This is a genomic window from Mesorhizobium sp. WSM4817 (assembly GCF_055811135.1).
The window spans coordinates 316,393-339,284 of the sequence record NZ_JBVVQQ010000001.1 but is presented as its reverse complement, the minus strand read 5'-3'; the positions used below and the strand labels follow the sequence as shown (position 1 = coordinate 339,284).

General features: G+C 62.5%; 20 protein-coding genes and 1 pseudogene. 13 read left to right on the top strand and 8 right to left on the bottom strand.

The window, feature by feature from the left end:
- The first annotated feature begins 184 nt into the window (after window positions 1-184).
- The 10 genes from AC0L2K_RS01625 to AC0L2K_RS01580 all read left to right on the top strand — a co-directional run bounded on the left by AC0L2K_RS01625 (window position 185) and on the right by AC0L2K_RS01580 (window position 7,859).
- The gene (locus tag AC0L2K_RS01625; protein ID WP_473530426.1) at window positions 185-1,138 is read left to right on the top strand and encodes a polyphosphate kinase 2 family protein; all 954 of its coding nucleotides are present in this window, start codon (window positions 185-187) and stop codon (window positions 1,136-1,138) included.
- Window positions 1,139-1,699: 561 nt separating this feature from the next.
- Window positions 1,700-2,761, top strand: a complete 1,062-nt coding sequence (locus tag AC0L2K_RS01620; protein ID WP_128245734.1) for a hypothetical protein — start codon at window positions 1,700-1,702, stop codon at window positions 2,759-2,761.
- Window positions 2,762-2,852: 91 nt separating this feature from the next.
- Window positions 2,853-3,059 (top strand): helix-turn-helix transcriptional regulator, encoded by a 207-nt coding sequence (locus AC0L2K_RS01615; RefSeq protein ID WP_473530425.1) that lies wholly within the window; start codon window positions 2,853-2,855, stop codon window positions 3,057-3,059.
- Window positions 3,060-3,061: 2 nt separating this feature from the next.
- On the top strand, window positions 3,062-3,550 hold the full coding sequence (locus AC0L2K_RS01610; RefSeq protein ID WP_128245736.1) for a helix-turn-helix domain-containing protein: 489 nt from the start codon (window positions 3,062-3,064) through the stop codon (window positions 3,548-3,550).
- Complete coding sequence (locus AC0L2K_RS01605; protein ID WP_128245737.1) at window positions 3,543-4,652, top strand: tyrosine-type recombinase/integrase; 1,110 nt, start codon at window positions 3,543-3,545, stop codon at window positions 4,650-4,652. Before AC0L2K_RS01610 ends, AC0L2K_RS01605 begins: the two co-directional genes overlap by 8 nt.
- Window positions 4,642-4,827 carry a hypothetical protein gene (locus AC0L2K_RS01600; RefSeq protein WP_473530424.1) on the top strand — a complete coding sequence of 62 codons (186 nt, stop codon included), beginning with the start codon at window positions 4,642-4,644 and terminating at the stop codon, window positions 4,825-4,827. Before AC0L2K_RS01605 ends, AC0L2K_RS01600 begins: the two co-directional genes overlap by 11 nt.
- Before the next feature lie 537 nt (window positions 4,828-5,364).
- A complete protein-coding gene (locus AC0L2K_RS01595) occupies window positions 5,365-6,330 on the top strand; it encodes an ABC transporter substrate-binding protein (protein WP_473530423.1) in 966 nt (321 codons plus the stop codon).
- A complete protein-coding gene (locus AC0L2K_RS01590; protein ID WP_473530422.1) occupies window positions 6,327-7,019 on the top strand; it encodes a L,D-transpeptidase in 693 nt (230 codons plus the stop codon). The genes AC0L2K_RS01595 and AC0L2K_RS01590 overlap by 4 nt, the downstream gene beginning before the upstream one ends.
- Before the next feature lie 91 nt (window positions 7,020-7,110).
- Complete coding sequence (locus AC0L2K_RS01585; protein WP_473530421.1) at window positions 7,111-7,377, top strand: hypothetical protein; 267 nt, start codon at window positions 7,111-7,113, stop codon at window positions 7,375-7,377.
- Window positions 7,378-7,619: 242 nt separating this feature from the next.
- Window positions 7,620-7,859 (top strand): hypothetical protein, encoded by a 240-nt coding sequence (locus AC0L2K_RS01580; RefSeq protein WP_023803696.1) that lies wholly within the window; start codon window positions 7,620-7,622, stop codon window positions 7,857-7,859.
- A gap of 615 nt (window positions 7,860-8,474) precedes the next feature.
- Here the strand turns inward: AC0L2K_RS01580 and AC0L2K_RS01575 are convergent.
- A complete protein-coding gene (locus AC0L2K_RS01575; RefSeq protein WP_473530420.1) occupies window positions 8,475-10,529 on the bottom strand; it encodes a BTAD domain-containing putative transcriptional regulator in 2,055 nt (684 codons plus the stop codon).
- 233 nt (window positions 10,530-10,762) lie between these two features.
- On the opposite strand from AC0L2K_RS01575, the gene AC0L2K_RS01570 reads away from it, so the two are divergent.
- The 3 genes and pseudogenes from AC0L2K_RS01570 to AC0L2K_RS01560 form a co-directional block, all read left to right on the top strand.
- Window positions 10,763-11,851 (top strand): PLP-dependent cysteine synthase family protein, encoded by a 1,089-nt coding sequence (locus AC0L2K_RS01570; protein WP_023803698.1) that lies wholly within the window; start codon window positions 10,763-10,765, stop codon window positions 11,849-11,851.
- Between the two features lie 20 nt (window positions 11,852-11,871).
- A complete protein-coding gene (locus AC0L2K_RS01565; protein ID WP_473530419.1) occupies window positions 11,872-13,143 on the top strand; it encodes an aminotransferase class I/II-fold pyridoxal phosphate-dependent enzyme in 1,272 nt (423 codons plus the stop codon).
- A gap of 110 nt (window positions 13,144-13,253) precedes the next feature.
- Window positions 13,254-13,778: pseudogene (locus AC0L2K_RS01560) on the top strand (pyridoxal phosphate-dependent decarboxylase family protein); the annotation flags it as partial.
- 284 nt (window positions 13,779-14,062) lie between these two features.
- Here the strand turns inward: AC0L2K_RS01560 and AC0L2K_RS01555 are convergent.
- The 7 genes from AC0L2K_RS01555 to AC0L2K_RS01525 all read right to left on the bottom strand — a co-directional run bounded on the left by AC0L2K_RS01555 (window position 14,063) and on the right by AC0L2K_RS01525 (window position 22,730).
- Window positions 14,063-15,703 carry an ABC transporter substrate-binding protein gene (locus tag AC0L2K_RS01555; RefSeq protein ID WP_473530550.1) on the bottom strand — a complete coding sequence of 547 codons (1,641 nt, stop codon included), beginning with the start codon at window positions 15,701-15,703 and terminating at the stop codon, window positions 14,063-14,065.
- A gap of 551 nt (window positions 15,704-16,254) precedes the next feature.
- Window positions 16,255-16,935 (bottom strand): isochorismatase family protein, encoded by a 681-nt coding sequence (locus AC0L2K_RS01550; RefSeq protein WP_473530418.1) that lies wholly within the window; start codon window positions 16,933-16,935, stop codon window positions 16,255-16,257.
- Window positions 16,936-17,020: 85 nt separating this feature from the next.
- A complete protein-coding gene (locus AC0L2K_RS01545) occupies window positions 17,021-18,325 on the bottom strand; it encodes a M24 family metallopeptidase (protein WP_473530417.1) in 1,305 nt (434 codons plus the stop codon).
- Between the two features lie 306 nt (window positions 18,326-18,631).
- Window positions 18,632-19,609 (bottom strand): GlxA family transcriptional regulator, encoded by a 978-nt coding sequence (locus tag AC0L2K_RS01540; RefSeq protein WP_027153611.1) that lies wholly within the window; start codon window positions 19,607-19,609, stop codon window positions 18,632-18,634.
- A gap of 197 nt (window positions 19,610-19,806) precedes the next feature.
- The gene (locus AC0L2K_RS01535; protein ID WP_023802667.1) at window positions 19,807-19,995 is read right to left on the bottom strand and encodes a DUF1059 domain-containing protein; all 189 of its coding nucleotides are present in this window, start codon (window positions 19,993-19,995) and stop codon (window positions 19,807-19,809) included.
- A 129-nt stretch (window positions 19,996-20,124) separates the two neighbouring features.
- The gene (locus AC0L2K_RS01530) at window positions 20,125-21,306 is read right to left on the bottom strand and encodes a cystathionine gamma-synthase (RefSeq protein WP_473530416.1); all 1,182 of its coding nucleotides are present in this window, start codon (window positions 21,304-21,306) and stop codon (window positions 20,125-20,127) included.
- Window positions 21,303-22,730, bottom strand: a complete 1,428-nt coding sequence (locus AC0L2K_RS01525) for a pyridoxal-phosphate dependent enzyme (RefSeq protein ID WP_287225124.1) — start codon at window positions 22,728-22,730, stop codon at window positions 21,303-21,305. Before AC0L2K_RS01525 ends, AC0L2K_RS01530 begins: the two co-directional genes overlap by 4 nt.
- Window positions 22,731-22,892 lie beyond the last annotated feature (162 nt).

Below are 22,892 nucleotides of genomic sequence, written 5' to 3'. Positions count from 1 at the left end.
GTTTCGACCCGACCACAGCGTCTTGGCCGAGGCTCCATTGCATTCGACATCCGTCCAGTCCTTGTCAATATACCACAAGTTTGGCTTAGTTCGCCGCTCGCTCCGCGGCCTGGTTGATCGTCTTCATGGTTTGCGGCGCGGCACAACAGAACGTCGACTGCGGTCGCCCAAATAGGAGCATGTCATGGCGGAGGATAAGATGAAACTGGATGTGGATTTTGACAAGAAGCATGAGATCCCCGTGGGGGACAGCGGCCGGGTACGCTTCCGTTTCCGGGATATTGCAGTGGAGCCCGGAAAGGCGGTTTCGCTAAAGAAGGATTTCGACCCGGATTTCACCGGCGGCTATGACGACAAGGCCGGGGCGCTCGAGAAAGTGGCGGCAAACGTCGAGCGACTGTCGGCGATGCAGGAAGTCCTCTATGCCCAGGATAACTACGCTTTGTTGATCATCTTTCAAGCCATGGATGCGGCGGGCAAGGATGGCGCGATCCGCCATGTCATGTCCGGGATCAATCCGCAGGGCTGCCAGGTTACCAGCTTCAAGGCGCCATCGGCGGAAGATCTAGATTATGGCTACCTTTGGCGCGCATCAAAAGCGCTGCCGGGGCGCGGCATGATCGGCATTTTTAACCGATCCTACTACGAGGATGTTCTGGTCGTCAGGGTTCACCCGGAACTGCTTGAAAAGCAAAAGCTTCCGCCGAGCGCTCGCAAAGGAGATATATGGCAACGCCGGTTCAAGGAAATAAACAATTTTGAAAAATATTTGCGGCAAAACGGCACAATCGTTTTGAAGTTTTTTCTTAATGTCTCCAAGGAGGAGCAAAAGAAGCGCTTCTTAGCGCGGATAGACGAGCCCGAAAAGAACTGGAAGTTTTCACCGGCGGATTATGCAGAACGAAAATACTGGGACTACTACCAAAAGGCATTCGAGGATATGCTGGAAAATACTAGCACGGAGTGGGCTCCCTGGTTCGTCATTCCTGCCGACAACAAATGGTTCGCCCGGCTTGCTGTCTCGCTGGTGATCGCGGGGGCTTTTGAGAGGCTCGATCTACGGATGCCGGCGGTCAGCGAAGCGCGAAAAAAAGAGCTGATGCACATACGAAGCCAGCTTCTCGATGAGAAGGACTGATGGCGCGCGATGGCGGACGGCACCCCCTTGGCCTTCAGGTGTCGCCTTCCGTGCGGGCAGCTCGTCTTGGACAGCAGGTGTGGTTTTTCGAGCGGCAATTCGCGGGACCCAAACAGCCGAGCTGCGATTAGCGAGGGTCCCATTGGCTTTACCTAGCCGCTGAGGTCGCGGGCCAGCCGCTTTGGGCGGCACGATCGCTGGGGCGCTTTGATAGGTCAGCTGTGCGGGCCACTCCAGACCTTTGAGCTGGACGCGCTGATGGTCGCGATTGGGTCAGGTCACGACCATGCCCACACCAACCTGAATGGCCGCTCTTGAATATTCGCAGCCCGAAGCTGCCGGTCTGCTATCGGCCCCAAACGCGACGTCCGAGCGGTGGCTTGGCGATGTCCGTAGTTGGCGCTAGTTGCTCGTTCGCATCGACGAGACGAATGGCAAGATTCCATCCATCTCGGCCACCAGCGGCAGCCCCCCTTGGCTCAACTTAACGATGCGAAAATGCCGCTAGTTTTTGCCTGTCCACTTTGCCAGACTATCGGCTCTAGGGAGGCTGCTAAAGGCATGGCGATAATCCAACCCTTATGGAAATCCGATCCAATCCAATACATCTTGAATTGGAAGTTCCCGCAGTTGGCAGCGTTCAGCATAAGAACGCTGGCGGATGTATCTAAAACCTTGCAGGATCGCGACATTTCGAAAGAAGTGGAGGAGTATCGACGCCAGCTCTTGAGCAGTTCGCCAGAAGATTTCGCGGCTTCACTAGAACAGGCAAAGGCCGCAGAGACTAAACGCCTCGTGGAACGCCTAGAGTCTGAGGAGAGGCAACGCAGTTTCAACCAGCCACACTCCGTTCTCGTTGATTTCGATTATTGGTCAACGATCTCCTTCTGGACGATCGATGAAGCGGTCTCACTATCCTTAAAGCGTGAACCGCGACATCTCAGTTGGAAGCACATTCAATCCAACGCCAGCGTTTCGGCCTTCGCAGCCCAATATGCAGCAAGGCGGGAATTAGCCATGCGCGCAAAGGTAATGGGTCAGCTATGGGAATCCACTACCCCTGCGGCATTTCTAGCTTGGGCAGGCCGAACCAATTTCTCCGTTCCGGCCGAATTGGTCGCCGCAGTTAAAGGACTGGGGATACAAATTGCCGACTGGAAGACGCTCTATGATCAAGCGAATGAGGTGGCTCAAAGCGCCCAAGCTTTGGTCAAAGAGAAGCATTCGGCGCTGATGGCGGCTATGGCCGACCATTCTCAATCGATCTCAACACTCACCGAGGGCTACAATGGGTTATTGGCCCAGAGGGATGAATTGATTGGCTTGAAGGATAACCGGATCGAAAGTCTAACGGCGATGCTCGCTGACATGGAACGGACGTTATCGACCCCGCGCCAAAAGCCGCTAGGCGCTCGCGAACGTGACAGTTTTCTCAAGCTGGTTATCGGCATGGCGATCAAAGGTTATAGCTTCGATCCAAAATCCGGTCGAAGCACGACCGCAAAGGAAATCTCGGGCGATCTGGCACTCATCGGTCTGGCCATGGACGAAGACACAGTCCGGAAATATCTGGCCGAAGCCAAGCAATTGCTTCCCGGCGACCAAACGGATCGGGATCGCTGAAACCGAATTCGGTTGGCCTTAACCGAGTTCGGCCACGACTCGAGTCATACTTCCTAGAACCGCCTCACCTTCAACAGCACGAGGCGGCACCATGTCGAACGTCATTGAGCTTCCCGCGACCGGCTTTATGCGGCTTGCATCCATCCTTTCGCCCAACGGTCCGATCCCTGTCAGCAAGTCCACATGGTGGGCAGGCGTCAAGGACGGACGTTTTCCCAAACCGGTCAAGCTTGGCCCGCGCATAACGGCCTGGCGCGTTGATGACATTCGCGCGCTGATCAATCGCGGAGTCGCCTGACGATGGGGCGGCACCGGCTTGATCGGCGCAAGGTCAAAATCCATCGCAGCTATACGATCGACGAGGCCGCCCGAACGATCGGCGCGGCCAAGGGAACGGTGCGGCGCTGGCTCGACAAGGGCATGCCGGCGATCCGGGACCGCAAGCCCATCCTGATCCTTGGCGCTGATCTTGCCGACCACATGGCCAGACAAGCCCGTCCGAAGCGTGCCTGTCCGCCGGGGACTTGCTATTGCGTCAAATGCCGCGACGCGCGACAGCCAGACGGTGGCATGGCAGAATTCGTGGCGATCAACGCGAAGTCGGGCAACCTTCGCGCGCTCTGCCCGGAATGCGGAAGCCTCATGCATCGGCGCACCTCGCATGCCCAGCTAGAGGCAATTCGCGGTTTTCTGGACGTGACCATCGTGGAAGCGCCGCTACCCATAAATGATAGCGGCCAACACTCCACGAATGATCACTTGCAGAAGGAGCCGGAAAACCATGCGTAAGCATCATCCCGAAAACGAGCGGACGAAGCGACGTTATTTCGAGTTCATGAAAGACGCCAAGCGGCTTTCGGAATCGAGCGTCGATCAGGTCGCGGCGGCGATAGCCGATTTCGAAGCCGCGACCGGACATCGCGATTTTCGCCAGTTCCGAATCGAATGGGCGCAAAAATACAAGCGGCAACTGGCCGAACGGATGAATTCCGAAACGGGAAAGCCGCTGGCCAAGGCGACGATTTCTTCCCGGCTCGCGGCGCTGAAAGCGTTTTTTCAATGGCTGGCTGGGCAATCAGGCTTCAGGTCGAAGCTCACCTATTCCGACGCCGAATATTTTAATACGTCCGCCAATGACGATCGCATCGCCAAGGCGGTGCGGCAAAGGCCGATCGCCAGCGTCGAGCAAATCCAACGCGTGCTTGATTCCATGCCGACCGCAAGCGATGTCCAAAAGCGAGACCGAGCGCTGATCGCCTTCACGCTTCTCACCGGCGCGCGCGACAACGCGCTTGCGTCCATGTCGATCAAGCATGTCGATCTCGCCAGGCGCACCGTGTTTCAAGACGCGCGGGACGTGCGGACGAAGAACCGCAAGACGTTCACCACATGGTTCTTTCCGGTCGGTGCCGATGTCGAAGCCGTCGTGGCGGAATGGATCTCGTGGCTTGAAAACGAAAAGCAATGCGGTCCGGACGATCCGCTGTTTCCGGCGACAAAGGTGACTCTGGGTCTGAGCGGCGGGTTCCAGAATGGCGGACTGGACCGCAAGCACTGGAAAAGCGCGGCTGCGATCCGTGTGATCTTCAAGGCGGCATTCGAGCGGGCGGGCCTGCCCTATTTCAACCCGCACAGTTTCCGGAACACCCTGGCTATGCTAGGCGAACGGGTTTGCCCGTCGCCCGAAGCATTCAAGGCTTGGAGCCAGAATCTAGGTCATGAAAACGTGCTGACGACATTCACCAGTTACGGCACCGTAGCGAATCACAGGCAGGCCGAAATCTTCGACGCCATGCGACAACCTGGGAACGTGCGCCCGCAATCCGTTGGCGAACCGGACGCCCACACAGTCAGGCGAGTGCTTGAATATCTGAGCAAAAATGCCGCCTGATGGCGTCGACACGGCATACAAGCGACGTGCCGACGTGATGTCGAAGAGCTTCGCCTGGGACCAGACCGTCCCGACCGGGACGCTGGGCCTCGTCCAGACGGGCGGCGAAACTATAGAAGGCACGCTGATCCTTGTCAGCGAATGGAAAACAAAGCTGCCGGGCCACTTAACCTAGTGTCGGCGTGCGGCGTGCTGTCGCATGTGCGATGGCCATGCACGAAGACAAACGAAATGGCTGACGAAATTCGTTTTGTTGGTCTTTTTGTTGGTACCGGAAAACTCGAATTGCATATTTCCTACTAATTACATGTAGTTACGAGTTGAATGCGACGCCTCTTCTGGCACCAATCCCTTTGTAAGCTCTTGATTCCTGGAAACCTTAGGTTTCCGGGTCATCAGCTGCTACACAAAGCAGTCGCCTTGCGAATGACCTCACCCAACAAGGCGTCCTGATACGCCCCTGGTTCTTAAGGCGCATGCCTGCGGAGATCTCTGAGGTTGTCGCGCGGCGGCCGTGTCTGAGCATCTTCCCATACGAAATGTCATCGAGTAGCGTGCAGAGGCGGCATGTGACGGCGCTCTCCTTGGCGAATGCACTGCTGCACCTTCAGCAGTTGCCGTCAGACCATTGGGCTGCTGTCACAACCCGGTGCTTGCCGTGACAGATTGTTCCCGTCCCGGTTCTTTTCGGCACCGAAACGAGGGGAAAGAAATGCACAACCGATTTCGGCAGTGCCTGCGGAGAATGTCGCTGGCGGCATTGACGATGCTGGCGGTTCCGGTCCACGCGGCTGATCTCGTCATTGCAATGCCGAACTGGCCGTCGGGCCAGGCGACGGCAAACATTCTCAAGGTCAGCCTGAAGCAACATTTCGGGCTCGATGCCGATGTGCGCGAGATGGGGACGCTCATTGCCTTTGCCGGCCTCGATTCGGGCGAGGTGGATATTCATCCCGAAATCTGGCTGCCCAACCTGGACAATCTGCTGAAGAAGTATGTCGACGGCGCCGGCACGGTAGCCATCAGTCCCATCGGTGTGCCGGCATGGCAGGGCATATGCGCCACCCGCGAAACTGCCGACAAATTTGGCATCCGCGACATTTCGGATCTCACCGACCCGCGCAAAACCGCCGCGTTGGACACGGATCGGGACGGACGCGGAGAACTCTGGATTGGCGCCGAGGGTTGGTCCTCGACGGCGATCGAGCGTGTCCGCGCCAACAGCTATGGCTACGCCGAGACAATGACATTGCTGGAGACGCCGGAGGATGTCGGAATGGCGGCTGTCGATGCCGCGGTTGCCACGGCTCATCCGATGGTGTTTGCCTGCTATGCGCCGCATCACGTGTTTGAACTGCACGAAATTGTCCGGCTTGCCGAGCCGCCTTTTGACCCGGCAAAGTGGAAGATCGTGCTGCCTTCCGAGGACCCGCTCTGGGTCTCGAAGTCCAGCGCGCCGGTGTCATGGGATACGGCACATTTCCACATCGCTTACGCCACCTCGCTGCGCAAGAAATATCCTGAGGTGGTCGCGTTCCTGGAACGGGTCGCCCTCAAGCCCGAGGACGCCACCAAGATGAGTTATGCGCTCCAGGTGGAGCGCCAGGATGCTTACGAGTACGCCAAACAATGGGTCGCCGCGCAGGGCGCTCGGGTGCAAGGGTGGGCAAATCCATGACCGGAAAGCTGACGATCGCGGGACGCACCGCTCTCCAGCGGCGCTGCCTGACGGCAATTGTCGCGGTAGCGCTCGGTCTTGTCGCGGTGGCGGCGCTGGCTGCCGGAACCCAGGTTTTCGATCCGAAAACCCGCAAATGGGTGGACTATGACCGCGCCAAGGCGCGCAAATACTATGCCGCGCATAATCAAGTGCCAGAGGCGTTTCGCCCGCAGATGGTCAAGTTCCGCACCGCGGAAGCGCCCGGTACGATCATCATCGACGGCAACCAGCATTTTCTCTACCTTGTGCAGCCGGGTCAGCGCGCCGTGCGCTACGGTATTGGCGTCGGCCGGGAAGGCTTTGGATGGGCCGGAATCGTGCGCGTCGGCCGCATGGCGGAATGGCCGACCTGGACGCCGCCGGCCGAAATGGTCGCTCGCGATCCGAATGCTGTCAAACATGCGGGAGGCATGCCGGGAGGGCCCGACAACCCGCTCGGCGCCAGGGCGCTCTATCTGTATGAGCGCGACCAGGACACGATCTACCGGATACACGGCACGCCGGAGCCGTGGACGATCGGGCTCGACGTGTCATCAGGCTGCATCCGGATGCGGAACGACGACATCACCGACCTGGCATCACGCGTCAAGGTTGGGGCCAAGGTCATCGTTCTCATGCAGGGGGCGGCACTTTATAAGGGTGTGTGAAGCGGCATTCGGAGAGGGACAAGCAATGTCGGCAAAACCTGCAGTGAGAACTTCGATCCGGGCAACAGCAATTGGGTTCCTGGCGGGGGCCTTGAGCGCTTGCGTCAGCACGCCGCCGCCGCCGCCGCCTCAGGACCAGATGTCCAGGACCCAGGTCGAGACGGCCCCGGCCGACCTTCAGCTGCTTTGCGCCGACGCAGCCGCCAAGGCGAGCGGTGCCGACAGCAGCAAAATACTTCCGGTTTCGTCGAGCAAGATCGATTCCATAACCTATCGGGTCGAACTCGATGCCAGCGGCAAGAAGACAAGCTGCCTTGTCGATACCGAAGGCAATGTCAAATCCGTTCAGCCCACCTGATCCGCTCTGGTCGAAGGACTTTGCGGCGATCTGACGATTGCCGCGAACGTGGCGTCGGCTTCGGACGTGACGATTGGTGGCGACCAGCCGCGGCGAGGTTCAGACACTAGGAGAAAAAGCCCGGCCGACCGGCAGCGTGTCTCAACCCAGCATCACCATCGCGATTGGCAGGTTCGGGCGTTCGCTGTACCATTCCTGCGCCGGTCGGCGAAATTGCGCGTTCCGGCAAGGGAGAAACGTCCATGTTACGATCAATTTCGCTCGCGGTTTTCCTGGCGGTCGTTCCTGCGGCAGCCTTTGCAAATTCATGCCCGACCATCATGGCCGCGATCGACGCGGCGTTGCCGACCGCGACGCTGGCCGAGGCCGACATGAACAAAGTCAAGGAACTGCGCGCCCAAGGCGAGAAATTGCACGCCGCCGGCGATCATGCAGGGTCGGAGGCTGCGCTCAACCAAGCCAAGTCGATGCTCGGCATATAATTGCGGCAAGCCAGCTGAGAGAAGCGCGAGAATGCAGCGGCTCAGGATAAATGCTGATCTGTAGTGATCCTTCGCGCCCCCCTCTGTCCTGCCGGACATCTCCCCCACTTGGGGGGAGATCGGCCGTCATCACCGCCTTCGCGAACCGCCACCGTTGCAGGAGCGAGCGGTGCGCCCAAGCTGCCAATCTCCCCCTTGTGGGGGAGATGTCCGGCAGGACAGAGGGGGGCGCCTCGCTCCGCCATAAAAGGTTCTGCACCGTCGTGACGCTCTGATGTAACGGCATGGATCCCAGGGTCTCCGCGACGTCGCTTCGCTCCTGCTCCGCCCTGGGATGACGAAGGGAGGGGTGTTTCGGCTAATCCTGGAGGTTTGCGATTGCCACTGAGATTCGCCGCTGAAAGTGCTGTGGACCTTCGCTGCCGGCCAGTCGGGCAGACAAATCTCCAACGCTGGCGATTGGCATAAACCACCACGACTTCGTCATCCTAGGGCGAAGCAAGGAGCGAAGCGACGCGGCGCAGACCCTAGGATCCATGCCGTTGCCTTGCGGCAGTGCTCCAGCGGAGCAGGACCAAACGCTACCTAGGCCGAGTCAGGGCCGCGTGGGTTGGTTCACCCCAGCCCAATCCGACTGGCGCCCTGCCGGAACATCGCCTCAGCGTCCGGCTCGAAGCGGAAGGTGCCGATGAAATCGTCGGCACAGTAGTTCGGCAGCGTCTTGCGGATGGCGGCCGCGAAAGTGCGGGCCTCGTCAAGCCGCCCCGCCAGCGCAAGGCAGTGCGCCGCGATCGCCAGGATGATGGCATGCGCGTTGGGACGGGCGGCGGCCTTCAGCGCCCATTCGGCGGCCTCGTCGAACTGCCCGAGGCGGACATGCGCCATCGCCCTGGCGCCGAGCATGCCGAACAGCAGCGGATCGAACGGACTTAGATGGCGCGAGTGATCGGATGAACCGATCGCCGCGTTCGGATCACCCGACTGCGAGTGGACAAACGAAAGCGCGTAGTGGCCGAGCGCAAAGTTGGGGCTGAGATCGACGGCCCGTTCCAGCTCGATGAGCGAGCCGTCCTGCTCGCCGCGCAACCACAGCGCCCGGCCCATGGCCCAGTGCGCGGCCGGATTGTGATCGTCGACCAGAAGACTTTGGCCGGCGGTCTCGAAGGCGAGCGCGCTTTCCTGGTCGCGGTCTCCCCAGCGCTGAAAGGCGTTCTGCCAATGGGTGAAGGACAGGCCGGCATAGGCGCGGGCGAAGGTCGGATCGAGCTTCAGGGCCATGTCGAAGAAATGCCGGGCCTGCTCGTTTTCCGTGCGGGTGAAGCGATACATGTGCCAGAGACCACGATGGTAAGCCTCCCAGGCATTCAGCGAGCTGGGGGCTTTCAGCATGGCGCGGTTGCGCTCGACCATCTCGATCTCGGCCGAGATCGATGAGACGATGCTGTCGCCGATGTCGTCGAGGACGGCAAAGATGTCGTCGGGCCTGCGTTCGAAGGTCTCGGCCCAGACGATCCTGGCCGTGCGCACCTCGACAAGTTCGACGCTGACCGCGACACGGCCAGCCTGGCTGCGCACCGTCCCGGTGGCGACGTAGTCGACATTGAGTCGCCGGCCGGCATCTTCCGGCGCGATGTTCTTTTCGGCCAGCGCAAAGACCGAGCCGCGGGCGATGACGAAGAAATCCCTGAGCTTGGCCAAACGGGTGATGATGTCGTGGGTCAGGCCGTCGGCCAATCCACCGCGAGAGGGGCCGCCGAGAGGGCCGCCGATCCCGGCTTCCTCGACAAACGGCATCACCGCGAGCGAGGCCTTCGACGTAGCAGTATCGGCATGGGGAAGCACAATTGACGCTTGCGCGGCTGCCGGCAACAGCGCCGGCTGCGCCCGGAGCGTCGCGGCAGGTCGTTCGCTGCGGATCGACCGCCATGCCTCACGAACGCGTCCGAAATCCAGATCCTCCGAAGCAAACAGCTGCGCCGCCGAGGCAAGATGGTCCTCGCAGGCGGCGATCTGCCCGCGTCGCGCCAGGCTTGTCAGAAGAGCCACGTGCGCGCGCTCGTCGAACGGATTGAGTTCCAGCCATGTCTCCAGATGCACGGACATTTCGTCGGCATCCGCCGGCAGCTTGCTGACCAGCTGTTCCAGAATGGCGGCGTGCCACGAGCTGAAGCGGCGGCGTTGCGCGATAAGCCAGCTGTTGAAATGCGGGCTGCGGTCGATCTCCAGCCCGTCGAGGAAGTCGCCGACGAATAGTCTGGACAGGGCCTGCAGCCGCTCAAGATCGAGCGTCTCGATGCCCGTGGCGGCGGCCGAGGCGACATCGAAGGCGTCGACGGAAACGCCCTTCAGATCGAGCGCGACCGTGTCGCCTGATGTTTCGATCCTGTGGCGATCCGGTTCGTCAAAAATGCCCCTGAGCTTGCTGAGGCACCAGCGAAGCTCGCCGCGCGGATCGTTCGGCACATCCCACAAAAGCTCGCACAGACGGCTGCGGCCGACGGCATGCGGCGCGAGCGCCAGATAGGCGAAAAGCGCGCGCAGCTTGCGCGATGCCGGCAATTGCACGGTGGCGCCGTCTCGGGTGACCGTCAGCGGCCCGAGCAGCCGTACGGACAGCCCGGCCGCTGCGCCGTCCAGGCTCGATCGAGCGGATTCCACGTGCGTTTCCACGCTTGCTCCCACGCTGGCCAGTTGTCCTCTGTTTTATCATCGAAAGCGATCGAGTGCATCCGGCAACGAATTTTCCGCGCCGGTTGCCGGCATTGCCACCGTTCCGGGCCGCGTTGGCGGCACCGGAACCGTACTGCGGCAAGGTCTCGAAACCTCGCCGCCCAAGCCGCCGGTTTGTAACCGGCTCGTGACAACGAACACCTCGTGACGACAACAAAAAGGGGAGAGCAGACATGTTGCAGCAACGGAAAATCAGGACCACGGCCGGTCGCGGCCGCCTGTTCGACAGCATTATCGACACGGTCGGCGATACGCCGGTGATCAGGATCAACAATCTCGGCCCCGATCATGTGACGATCTATGTGAAGGCCGAGTTCTTCAATCCGGCAGCGTCGGTGAAGGACCGGCTGGCGCTCAACATCATCGAGGAGGGCGAGCGCAGCGGCGCCCTGAAACCGGGCCAGACCGTCGTCGAGGCGACCAGCGGCAACACCGGCATCGGTCTGGCCATGGTCTGCGCGCAAAAAGGCTATCCGCTGGTGGTGACGATGGCCGACAGTTTCTCCATCGAGCGGCGCAAGCTGATGCGCATGCTGGGCGCCAAGGTGGTGCTGACGCCGCGTGCCCAGAAGGGTTTTGGCATGTACAACAAGGCGGTCGAGCTCGCCAAGACCAATGGCTGGTTCCTGGCCCGCCAGTTCGAGACCAAGGCCAATGCCGCCATTCACGAGGCGACGACGGCGCGCGAGATCATCAACGACTTCGCCGCATCGCGGCTCGACTGCTTCGTCACCGGCTACGGAACCGGCGGCACCGTCGTCGGTGTCGGGCGCGTGCTGCGCCGCGAGCGTCCCGAGATCCGGATCGTGCTGGCCGAACCTGCCAACGCCCAGCTCATCGGCAGCGGCAAGGCCCAGGAGCGCGGCGCCGACGGCGCACCCGCCGCCAGCCATCCGGCCTTCGAGCCGCACCCGATCCAGGGCTGGACGCCGGATTTCATTCCCAACGTCCTGCAGGAGGCGGTCGACGCCAGCCTCTATGACGAGGTCGTGCCGATTGCCGGGCCCGAAGGCATCAAATGGGCCAAGGCGCTGGCGCAAAAGGAAGGGATTTTCACCGGCATCTCCGGCGGAGCGACCTTTGCCGTGGCACGCCAGATCGCCGAAAAAGCTGCACCCGGCTCGGTGATCCTGTGCATGCTTCCCGACACCGGCGAACGCTACATGACGACGCCGCTGTTCGACGGCATCGAAGCCGAGATGGACGCGGAGGAAATGGCTCTTTCGCAGTCGACACCCAGCGGCCAGTTCCCGGCCGAGTAGCGGGAGAGGGAGAAACCACCATGGACGCGACGCCAAAATCCTCCGGCATGGCTTTCGAAGAAACGCTCGACATGCGCCGCCTGCAGCAGGGGGAGTGCGTCGTGCCAATCGCCACCGTGTCCAGCCGGATGCTCGCCGTCACAGAGGAAATGCGCACGGTCATGGATTTTGCGCGAAACGTCCTGGAGGGCGACGGCCTGGGGCCCGATGCCTGCGATTTCATGTTCGGCAATCCGCAGGAAACGCCGTTGCGTGGATTTGTCGATGCATTGATCCGCCACGTCGAGCCACAGGATGTTCACTGGTTCGGTTATCAAAAGTACGATGCGCTGGCGCGCGAAACGGTGGCCCGTTCGCTCAGCCAGGCGCGAAGCCGAAACTACAAGCCAGACGACATTGCGATCACCGCGGGAGGGTTCGGCGCGATAGCGGCTGCGCTGCTCGCCGTGCTCGAGGTGGGAGAGGAGGTCATCTATCCGCGTCCCGGCTGGTTCGCCTATGGTGCCCAGATTCGCGGCGCGGCAGGGACACCCGTCGCCGTCGACCTAGCACCGGGAACCTATGACCTCGATCTCGAAAGGATTGAGGCAGCGATCACCCCGCGCACCCGCGTGGTGGTGGTCAACACGCCGCACAACCCGACCGGCCGCATCTTTCCCCGCGCTCAACTCGACGCGCTCGCCGACAAGCTCGCGGCCGCGTCCGAAAGATTTGGCAAGGTGATTTATCTCCTTGCCGACGAGCCCTATGCGCGACTGGTGTTTGACGGCCATGCGCATATCAGTCCGGCCGAGAGCTATCCGCACACGCTGATCGCCTATTCCTTCGGCAAGACCTTGCTCGCGCCCGGCGAGCGCCTGGGCTGGCTCGCACTCGGGGCGGACATGCCCGAGGCCGATCGCATACTGTTGCGCGAGGCTGTCGACATAGCGCAGGTTTCGCACGGTTGGGCTTTCGCCGGCCGTACCCTGCAGCGGGCACTGCCTGATCTCGAGAAGCTCAGCATAGATGTCGCAGCCCTTGCGCGGCGCCGCGATCGCATGGTCGAAGGCTTGAGGGCAGCGGGATACGACCTGCCGGTGCCTGAAGGTACCTTCTATCTCATTCCACGCTCCCCAATACCGGACGACATGGCCTTCGCGGCACGCCTCGCAACTGACGGTGTCTGGGTGCTGCCCGGCAGCGTCGCCCAATTGCCTGGACGTCTGCGGATCAGTTTGACTGCAAACGACGGCATGGTGGAGCGCTCTTTGCCCGTCTTTGCGCGAGCGATCCGGGAAGTCGCAGCCTAACTCCTCCTGGCGAGCAGGAGCTCACACAAGGGCTTCTGGTCCATCGCTTGAGCGATGGCTGGCGGCCCGTTGCAATCGACTGCTGAATGCCAAATTAATAGGTCCTGATCCTAGTCAGGGATGCTTCAGCGCATCGCAAACCCTTCGCGGTCACGCCGGAATATCTGGAATCGACGCCGCGCGGCCTCGCCTCGGGGCAGTGGCTGCATGATTTTGGCCTGCAGACGTCACGCGGTTTCAGGGCGCTGAAGGTGTGGATGGCGCTGAAGCAGCACGGCATCGAGAAATTCGGCCGGCTGATCGACCAAAACATCGCACAAGGCCACTATTTCTCCGGGCTGATCGAGGCTGAACCGACCCTCGAGCTGACGGCGCCGACCAGCATCAACATCGTCTGTTTTCGCTACCGCGGCGAAGGACTGACGGCAGAGCGGCAGAAGGCGCTCGACACCGAGATCATGCTGCGGCTGCAGGAAGACGGCATCGCCGCCCTTTCGGACACGACGGTGCACGGCCAGCATTGCCTCAGAGTAGCGATCAACAACCACCGCACCAGGCGCGACGATCTGGATTTGTTGGTGCGGGAAACGGTGCGGCTTGGGCAGGAGATTTCAAGGCCTGGCGTCGCCGGCTAAGGATCCTGGCAGTCACCTCAGACAAATCACAGCGCCCAAGCGTGTGGGGTGATCGACTGTTGATGTCGGCGCTGCCCCTCACCTGCCTGCCGGCATCCTCTCCCCGTAGAACGGGGAGAGGGGCGCTTTCATTAATGGTTTCGTTCAATCACCAGCGTTACAGGAAGGGCACCGGCATTGAGGCCAGCCCCTTCTCCCCGTCACTATACGGGGAGAAGTGCCCGGCAGGGCTATGAGGGGCAGCGCAAACCTGAAACGATTGCCCCTGTGCCCCGCAACGAGGATCACGCCTCGAGCCAGACCTTCTCGAAATGCTGCTCCAGAGACTGATGCTGCTCGCAGCCGTGCACGCCCTTGCGGAACGTCCGGTAGACCGAGCGCCAGTAGGGCTGGATGATGATGCCGGAATCGCGCAGATTCCGCTCGATCTTGGCCATGATCTCCTTGCGCGCGCTGGCGTCGGGTGTGGCCAGCGCCTTGTCGAGCAAGGCGTCGAACTCCGGATTGGCGTAGGCGGTCTCGTTCCAGGCAGCGCCCGATCTGTAGGCCAGCGCCAGCACCTGGACGCCCAGCGGCCGGCCGAGCCACTCGGTGCAGGAGAAAGGATATTTGCTCCAGTCGTTCCAGAACGTCGCCGCCGGCAGCACGGTCCGTTTGACCTTCAGCCCGGCGTCGCGCATCTGCGCGGCGATCGCGTCGCCGGTGTTCTTCTGCCAGTCGACATCGACAGAGATGAGCTCGTATTCGTGATCGGACTTGCCGGCCTCGGCAAGCAGCGTCTTGGCTTCGTCGACATTGCGGACGGCCGGGCCGATATCGGCGTATTCGGCATGCATCGGGCCGACATGATGGTTCTCGGCCGGCTTGCCGCGGTCGTCCATGCCGATCTTCAGGATTGCGGCATTGTCGACGGAGAGCTGGGCGGCGCGCCGCACCCTGATGTCGTCATAGGGCGGATTGCCGACGTTGAAGCGCGCGACGATGGTCGAGCCGGTGGCAAGCTCGGAATTGCTCAGACCCATGGCGTCGGTCTGCGAGACGGTATCGGCGGCGGTTTCGTGGTTGGTGTCGATCTCGCCCGATTCGAAGGCCGAAAACATCGCATTGGGATCGGAGCCGTAGTCGACCCATTGGATGCCGTCGAGCCAGAAATCGCCCTTCCACCACGGCTTGTCCTTGCGGCGGACCTCGGCGCCGACCTCGGCGTCCCATGCCACCAGTTCGCAAGGTCCAGTGGTGTTCGCCAAGGCCTTCAGCGGATCGCCGTCGCCGTCGTAGCTGCGGTGCATGATCAGCGCCGGATAGTCGGTCATGCCGGCAATCAGCGAAATGTCGGGCTTCGGCAGATTGAGCCGGACGGTAAAGTCGTCGACACGCTCGATGCCGCCGTCGATCGGCTTCTTGGTGGCGGCGTCGACCAGCGCCCCCATCCGCTCGGCGACCGAATTGCCGGCGACGCCGGCGTCGCACCAGCGCGTCAGATTGTGGACGACATCGTCGGCGTTGAAAGTGTCGCCGTTCGACCAGGTGATGCCCTTGCGGACGTGCAGCGTCAGCACGCGGGCGTCGTCGCTGGTCTCCCAACTCTCGAGCAGCCACGGCTCGAAGGTGAAATCGCGGTTCCAGCGCACCAGATATTCGTTGCAGTGGCGGGCGACATTGGACATTTCGACGCCGTCGAAGGTGCGCGGGTCCTTCCAGCCCTTGACGTTCATGGCGACGCGCAAGACGCCGCCGCGCTTCGGCTCCTGCGCCCTGGCCGGGGAAGGCGCGAGACCGACAAGCGCCAGCGCGCCGGCGACGCTGACGCCGAGTGCTGCCATGGTGGCGAGATATTCGCGCCGGTTCATGCTGCCTTTCTTAAAACCGTCGGCGGCGGGCTCGGCCTGCGGATGCAGCGCTCTGTCGGTCAGCATCAACTTCATCGTCGAATCCTCCCTGTCGGGGGCCCGGCCCCCCCCGCGGGGGGGGGGGGGGGGGGGGGGGGGGGGGCGGGGGGGGGGGGGGGGGAGGGGGGGGGGGGGGGGGGGGGGGGGGGGGGGGGGGGGCGTGGGTTTGCTGGGCTTTGGGGGACACAATAAATTAAATGTCCCAACCCCCCGTGGGGGCCCCGGGCCGCCGGTTGCGGGGGGGGGTTGGGGGGCGCGGGGCGCCCTTGGCCATAGGCGATGATAGTGCGGGATTCAGCGGGGAAGTGTTCGGGTTTCCGCAGGCGTTGCGCGCTGTTCCGCAGAAGCTTGCGCTACTGCGGCGCAGAACCTTTCGAGACGCCGGCGGGACAGCGCCCCTCTGCCCTACCGGGCATCTCCCCCACTTGGGGGGAGATCGGCTGTCGTCCCGGCTTTCGCCAATTTCCAACATCGCAGCAGGAGCGCAGCGCCGAAACTGCCAATCTCCCCCCTCGTGGGGGAGATGCCAAGTTTTGGCAGGGAGGGCAGGACAGAGGGGGGCGCCAAGGATCGCCAGCCTTCCTGGTTCAGAGTTCGTCGTAGAGCCGGGCGGCGTTTTCATAGGTGAAGCGCAAAGGCACCGAGCCCACGACCTGCCACGCATCGACCGTCTCGCCTGCCATCAATCGGCAGGCGCCCTCGGTTGTGGTGACGGCGCCGCCATAGAGCCGGTTGGCAAGGTTGAGGATGGCGGTCTGGTGCATCGCCGTGCTGCCGCTGCCGCAGGCATCCTTGACCAGCAGCACGCGAAAGCCCGATGACACCGCATCCCTGACGGTGGCGTCGATGCAGGCCTCGGTCCATACGCCGGCAACGACCAGCCACTCGATGCCTTCGGCCTTGAGCCGGCCGGCGGCAGGGCCCGCACCGAAGGCGCTGGCCTCGGTTTTGACCAGCATCATCTCGCCGGCGACCGGCGCCACTTCCGGACAGATCGCCGTCAGCGGATCGTCCTTGTCGGAGAAGGCCGACCTGCCATTGGCATCGACCGGATGGAACCGCCGCGCCTCCCTGGTGAGATCGACGATATAGGCCGAATGGTAGAGCAGCACATCGTTGGCCCGTGCCGCCGCCTGCAGGCGCTGGACGTTGGCGAGGATGTCGGCAAAACCCTCGACCAGATAGCGCTTGTCCTGCCGGTGCTCCTCCTGGAGGTCGACGAACACCGCGGCCACCGTGCCGCGTCTGATCGAGACCGGGCCCTTCATGCGGACACCTGAACGAAAGCATGAGCGCTGCGGTTAGTCCCGACGATTTGCGATACCGCACCTCGATTGGTGGTGGATGCTGGGATCAAACTTCTTTCTCCAGAAAGTCGTCCTCATAGGGAAAGCGCGACAGAAGCTCGGTGCCGGTTTCGGTGACCAGGATCTCGTCCTCGAGCTTGACGCCCTCGCGTCCGCCTTTCTCGCCGATATAGCTCTCGACGCTGACCACCATGCCGGGCACGACAAAACCGTCGCGGCCATAAGTCTCGTAGTCCATGGCGTGCGCGATGAACGGCGTCTCGCCATGCATGCCGACGCCGTGCATGACAGACGTGTAGCGCTGGTCGACGAAGCGGTCCGGGATCTTCCAGGCCTTTTCGGCAATTTCGCGAAACGCCATGCCCGGCCTGACGATCGAGATGTTGTGCTGAACCTGGTCGTGGGCCATGCGGTAGAGCGATTTCTGATAATCCGTCGGCTTGCCCGGCCCGCAGCGGAAGGTGCGCGAGAAGTCCGAATAATAGCCGTAGCAGCCGATCGTATCGGTATCCAGCGCCAAAAGTTCGCCCGGCCTGATCTTGCGGCCGCTGGCTTCGTTGAACCACGGATTGGTGCGCTGGCCCGAGGTCAAGAGCCGGGTTTCGATGAACTCGCCGCCCTGGCGGATCACCTCGTGATACATGATGGCGAACAGGTCGTTCTCGGACACGCCGGGCTTGATCGCCTCGCGCACCGCATAGACGGCCGCCTCGGCGCCGGCCATCGATACCTGCAGGCATTTTACCTCTTCGGGCGTCTTGACCGCCCGCACGGCGAGGATCTCGCCCTGGCAATCCCGGACCTCGCAGCCGCGCTTTTCCAGCGACAGCGCCTGCAGATGGCCGCAGCGGTCGAGGCCGAGCTTCATCGAGCCGCCGCCATGTACCTTGAGCAGCTCAGTGATCTCGTCGGCGAAGAGGCCGGCGGTCTCGTCGTCGCGGCCCGACACCGAAGACCACACCAGCTTGGACGGCCGCGCCTCGTCGATGGTGTCGAGCACCATCGAGACATGATAGCTCTGCGGATATTCGAACAGCACGATCGGCCCTTCGGTCGGGATGAAGAAGTAGCGCGTCGAGTTGCGCAGAAAATAACCGAACATGTTGCGCGAGCCGGTGGCGTAGCGCTGGTTGTAGGGGTCGAACAGCACGACGCCGCCATAGCCGGCCTCGCGCATCCAGGCACGCAGCTTCGCCAGCCGGCCTTTGCGCAGCGCGTCCGCATCGATGAAGGACGGCTCGGTGTCGGACAGCCACATGCCGCCGGCCGGATCCGCCGCCGCCGGGTGGCGCATGCGGTTCTTGAAGTCGACGTCCTCAGTGCTGTCGGGGTCGAACACGACAATGCTCATGGGTGCCTCCTGGAAGCCCTGAACATAGCGGTGCACCGCGAAGAGGCTGTGCGGAATCCCGCAGATGTTGTGCCGGATACCGCTTGAAGCCGTTCCGTGATGCTCTACGGCGCCCCCTCTGTCCTGCCGGACATCTCCCCCACTTGGGGGGAGATTGGCAGCTTCGGCGTTCCGCTCATTCCTGTAACGTTGGCGATCGGCGAAATCAGCGATGACAGCCGATCTCCCCCCAAGTGGGGGAGATGGCCGGCAGGCCAGAGGGGGGCGCTGTCCCGCCGTCGTTGCGCCGCGTCAGCGCGCGGACGCCTAATGCCTCCGCGCCACCTTCGGCGCATGCCCATGCTCCTCCCGAAACGCCCGCGCAAAGCTCGACATCGAAGCAAAACCGCAGGCCAGCGCCACGTCGCGCACCATCAGCGTCGAATGCGCCAGGAGGTCGGCGGCGCGCTTCAGCCGCAGGCGGCGGTAATAGCCGTTGGGCGAGATGGCCAGCTCGGAGCGGAAGTTGCGTTCGAGCTTGTCGGAGGAGACGCCGAGCTTTTCCGCCAGCGCCGCCATGCCGAGCCGCTCCTCCACCGCATCCTCCATGATGGCGATGGCCGACAGCACCAGTTCGTTCTGGACGCCGGTGCGTAACCGCAGCGGCATCAGCTTGCGGTCGACGCTGGAGCGCAGCGGGCTGTGCACGAACCATTCGGCGACGCCGGCCGCGAGTTCGGCGCCATAGTCTGATGTGATGATCTCCAGCATCATGTCGAGGCTGCCGACGCCGCCGGCCGAGGTGAAGCGCTTGCGGTCGATCACGTAGAGATCGCGCCTGAGCTCGATGTCCGGAAACGCCTCGGTGAACGCCGCCTGGCTGGTCCAGTGCAAGGTGCAGGCATGGCCGTCGAGCAGGCCGGCGCGGGCCAAAAAGAAGGCGGCGTCCGCCACCGCGCCGATATGGGCGCCGCCGCGCAGGCTCCTGCGGATCCAGCTCACCGCGTCTTCGGCCACGAGATGATCGGCATCGCCGCCCGAGCAGACGACGATGCGGTCGACCTTCGGCGCATCGCCGGCGAAAAAGCCGGGCTGGATGACGACCCCGTTCGAGGCCGCGACCGGGCCTTCAGCGGCGCCGACGATGATCCAGCGGTAGCATTCTTTCTTGGCCAGCACGTTGGCCGCGCGCAACGGCTCGATGACCGAACTGAACGCCATCATCGGAAAGCCGGGGAAGACCAGCACCGCGAAGGTGAGCGGGGCGTCGTTTGCCGTCGGCTGGTCTCGCTCTCGAGTAGTCATGACTTCAACCGTGCCTGTGGGCAATTGCAGGGAAGGCCACAATTCCGCCGGATGCCACTCAGGTCAACGGGCGGTTGGGTCAGTTTGAAAATTCCATCGCGCCTAGGCGTGGTCGCCTATCGGCCGAACTCCTAAATGCTTGCCGTAGCATTGGAGATAGTGACGGTCGCACTGCGCGGCCCGTATAAGAAGCGAGTTTAGGTCGCTAAAATTAGCTTCTTGACCTGTTTACGGTCTTCCGGCGACCATTGCTTCGGGTCTTCCCCGTGAGCGATCGCGCCGTGAAGCTCGACATGCTTCATCACTTCCGCCTCGGTCTCTGCCGTGAACATCGCTGGACAGGCCTCGTTTCCCGGATAATCCCTGCAACGATACGAGTAAGCCATGACTTTCCCTCCAGGTTGCCCCGATAGCAAAGCGAGGGTACGTCGCCTTTGTCAATTCACAGTTGGATGCGCCAGTCAGCCGGGAAATTTCAAACTGACGCCACTATCCAACAGGGCACGGACCCCCCTTCAACTCGCCAGCGCCTGATCCAGATCCGCGATCAGATCGTCGCCGTCCTCGATCCCGGCCGACAACCGCACCAGCGAATCGGAAATCCCGATCTCGGCCCGCTTCCCGGCCGGGATCGAGCCATGTGTCATCAGCGCCGGGTGCTCGATCAGGCTTTCGACGCCGCCGAGGCTTTCGGCCAGCGTGAACAGTTGCGTGTGTTCGAGGAAGCGTTTGGTGCCGGCGAGGTCGCGGTCGAGCTCGACCGTGATCATGCCGCCGAAGGCGTGCATCTGCCGCCTGGCGATGGCGTGCTGCGGGTGGCTGGGGAGACCGGGATAGAGGACGCGGCGGATGTCGGGACGGCTTTCCAGCCAGTGCGCGATCTTCTGGCCGTTCGACGAATGGCGCTCCATCCTCAGCGCCAGCGTCTTGAGGCCGCGCAGCGCCAGAAAACTGTCGAACGGTCCGGAAATGGCGCCGATGGCGTTCTGCAGGAATTTCAGCCGGTCGGCGAGATCCTTGTTGTCGCCGACCACGGCGACGCCGCCGACCATGTCGGAATGGCCGTTGAGGTATTTCGTCGTCGAATGCACCGCTATGTCGATGCCGAGCTCCAGCGGCCGCTGCAGATAGGGGCTGCAAAAAGTGTTGTCGGCGACCGAAAGCACGCCTTTGCGCCTGGCCAGGGCTGCGACCGCTTCGAGATCGACGACGCGCAGCAGCGGATTGGTCGGCGTCTCGACCCAGAGCAGCCTGGTTTCCGGGCGGATCGCCGCTTCGACCGCGGCCAGATCGGTGAAGTCGACGAAGTCGACCTGGAGATTGGCCGAGCGCTTGCGCACCCGCTCGAGCAGCCGGAACGTGCCGCCATAGATATCGTCGGTGGCGACGACATGGGCGCCGGAATCGAGCAGTTCGAAAATCGTGGCGATCGCTGCCAGCCCCGAGGCGAAAGCGAAGGCGGCTGCGCCGCTTTCGAGATCGGCCACCGCGCGCTCGAAGGCAAAGCGGGTCGGGTTCTGGCTGCGCGCGTATTCAAAACCCTTGTGCACGCCCGGGCTCTGCTGGCCATAGGTCGAGGTCGCATAGATCGGCACCATCACCGCGCCGGTCGTCGGGTCGTGGCTCTGGCCGCCATGGATGGTGCGCGTCGAGAAGGCCAGGCGGTTGCTGCCCGAAACGGTGGCTTTGATGGTCATCTTGCGCGGCGCCTCAGATGGTTGATCAGGTCGATGCGGGTAATCAGGCCGATGAATTCGTCGCCGTCGAAGACGATGGCGACCTCGTTGCGGTCGAACACCGGCAGCAGCGCGTCCAGCGTCTGGCTGGCCTGCAGCGTGTGCAGATTGGCGGTCATCGCCGTGCGCACCGGGGCCTTGAAACGGTCCCAGCGGCTGTCATAGGGGCCTTCGACGTGGGCGAGGATATCGCTTTCGTCGACGATGCCGACGAGCTTGCCGTCGTCCAGCACCGGCAGTTGCGAGACATCCGAACGGCGCATGCGGCCATAGGCGTTGAGCAGGCTTTCGTCCGGGCCGACAGCCACGATGTCGCCGGTGCGGTGCGTGCGCATCACCAGGTCGCGCAGATCGCCATGCTGCTCGTGCTCGGCGAGGCCCTGCTCGATCAGCCAGAAATCGTCGAACACTTTCGACAGATATTTGTTGCCGCTGTCGCAGACGAAGGTGACGACCCGCTTCGGTACGGTCTGCTCGCGGCAATAGCGCAGCGCTGTCGAAAGCAGCGTGCCGGACGACGAGCCGGCGAGGATGCCCTCCTTGGAAAGCAGGTCGCGCACCGCCAGCATGCTTTGCTTGTCGGTGATCGAGTAGGCCTTCTTGACCAGCGACAGATCGGCATTGGGCGGGACGAAATCCTCGCCGATGCCCTCCACCGTCCAGCTGCCGGCCTCTTGCATCTTGCCGGTCTTGATCAGGGGCGCCAGCACCGAACCGACCGGATCGGCGAGAATCATCTCGGTCTTCGGCGAGATTTTTGCGAAATAGCGGCCAAGCCCGGTCAGCGTGCCGCCCGAGCCGACGCCGACGACCACTGCATCGACGTCACCGTCGAGCTGCGAATAGATCTCCGGACCGGTCGTGGTTTCATGGGCGTCCGGATTGGCCGGATTGGCGAACTGGTTGGCATAGAAGGCGCCGGGCAGCTCGGCGGCGATCTTTTCGGCCATGTCCTGATAGTATTCGGCGTGGCCCTTGCCGACATCGGAACGGGTCATGCGCACTTCGGCGCCGAGCGCCCGCAGATGCTGGATCTTTTCGCGCGACATCTTGTCGGGCACGACCAGGATGATGCGATAGCCTTTTGGAATGCCGACCTGGGCGAGGCCAAGGCCGGTGTTGCCGGCGGTCGCCTCGACAATGGTGCCGCCGCGCTTCAGCTTGCCCTGTTTTTCGGCGTCGGCGATCATCGACAGCGCAATGCGGTCCTTGATCGAGCCGCCGGGATTCTGGCTTTCGAGCTTGATGAACAGCCGGCACTTGCCGATGTCGAATTTGGTCAGCTCGACAACCGGCGTCTGCCCGATCAGGTCGAGAACCGATGCATAGGGCGGACGCAGGCGGGACATTGCCCTGTCCGGGAGGGCGATCTTGTGCACGCTCATGCTGATGCTCCATGGTCAAGCGACCGCCTTGGGCAGGCTGTCAGCCTATCTTCTTTTCCAGCCGTTTGCAGTCTGAAAGAAGATAGATCGTGCCAATCCATTGGCCAGACGGGGAATGGGATTCCGTAGGGCCGCTCCGTCACACCAATCACGATAGGTCGC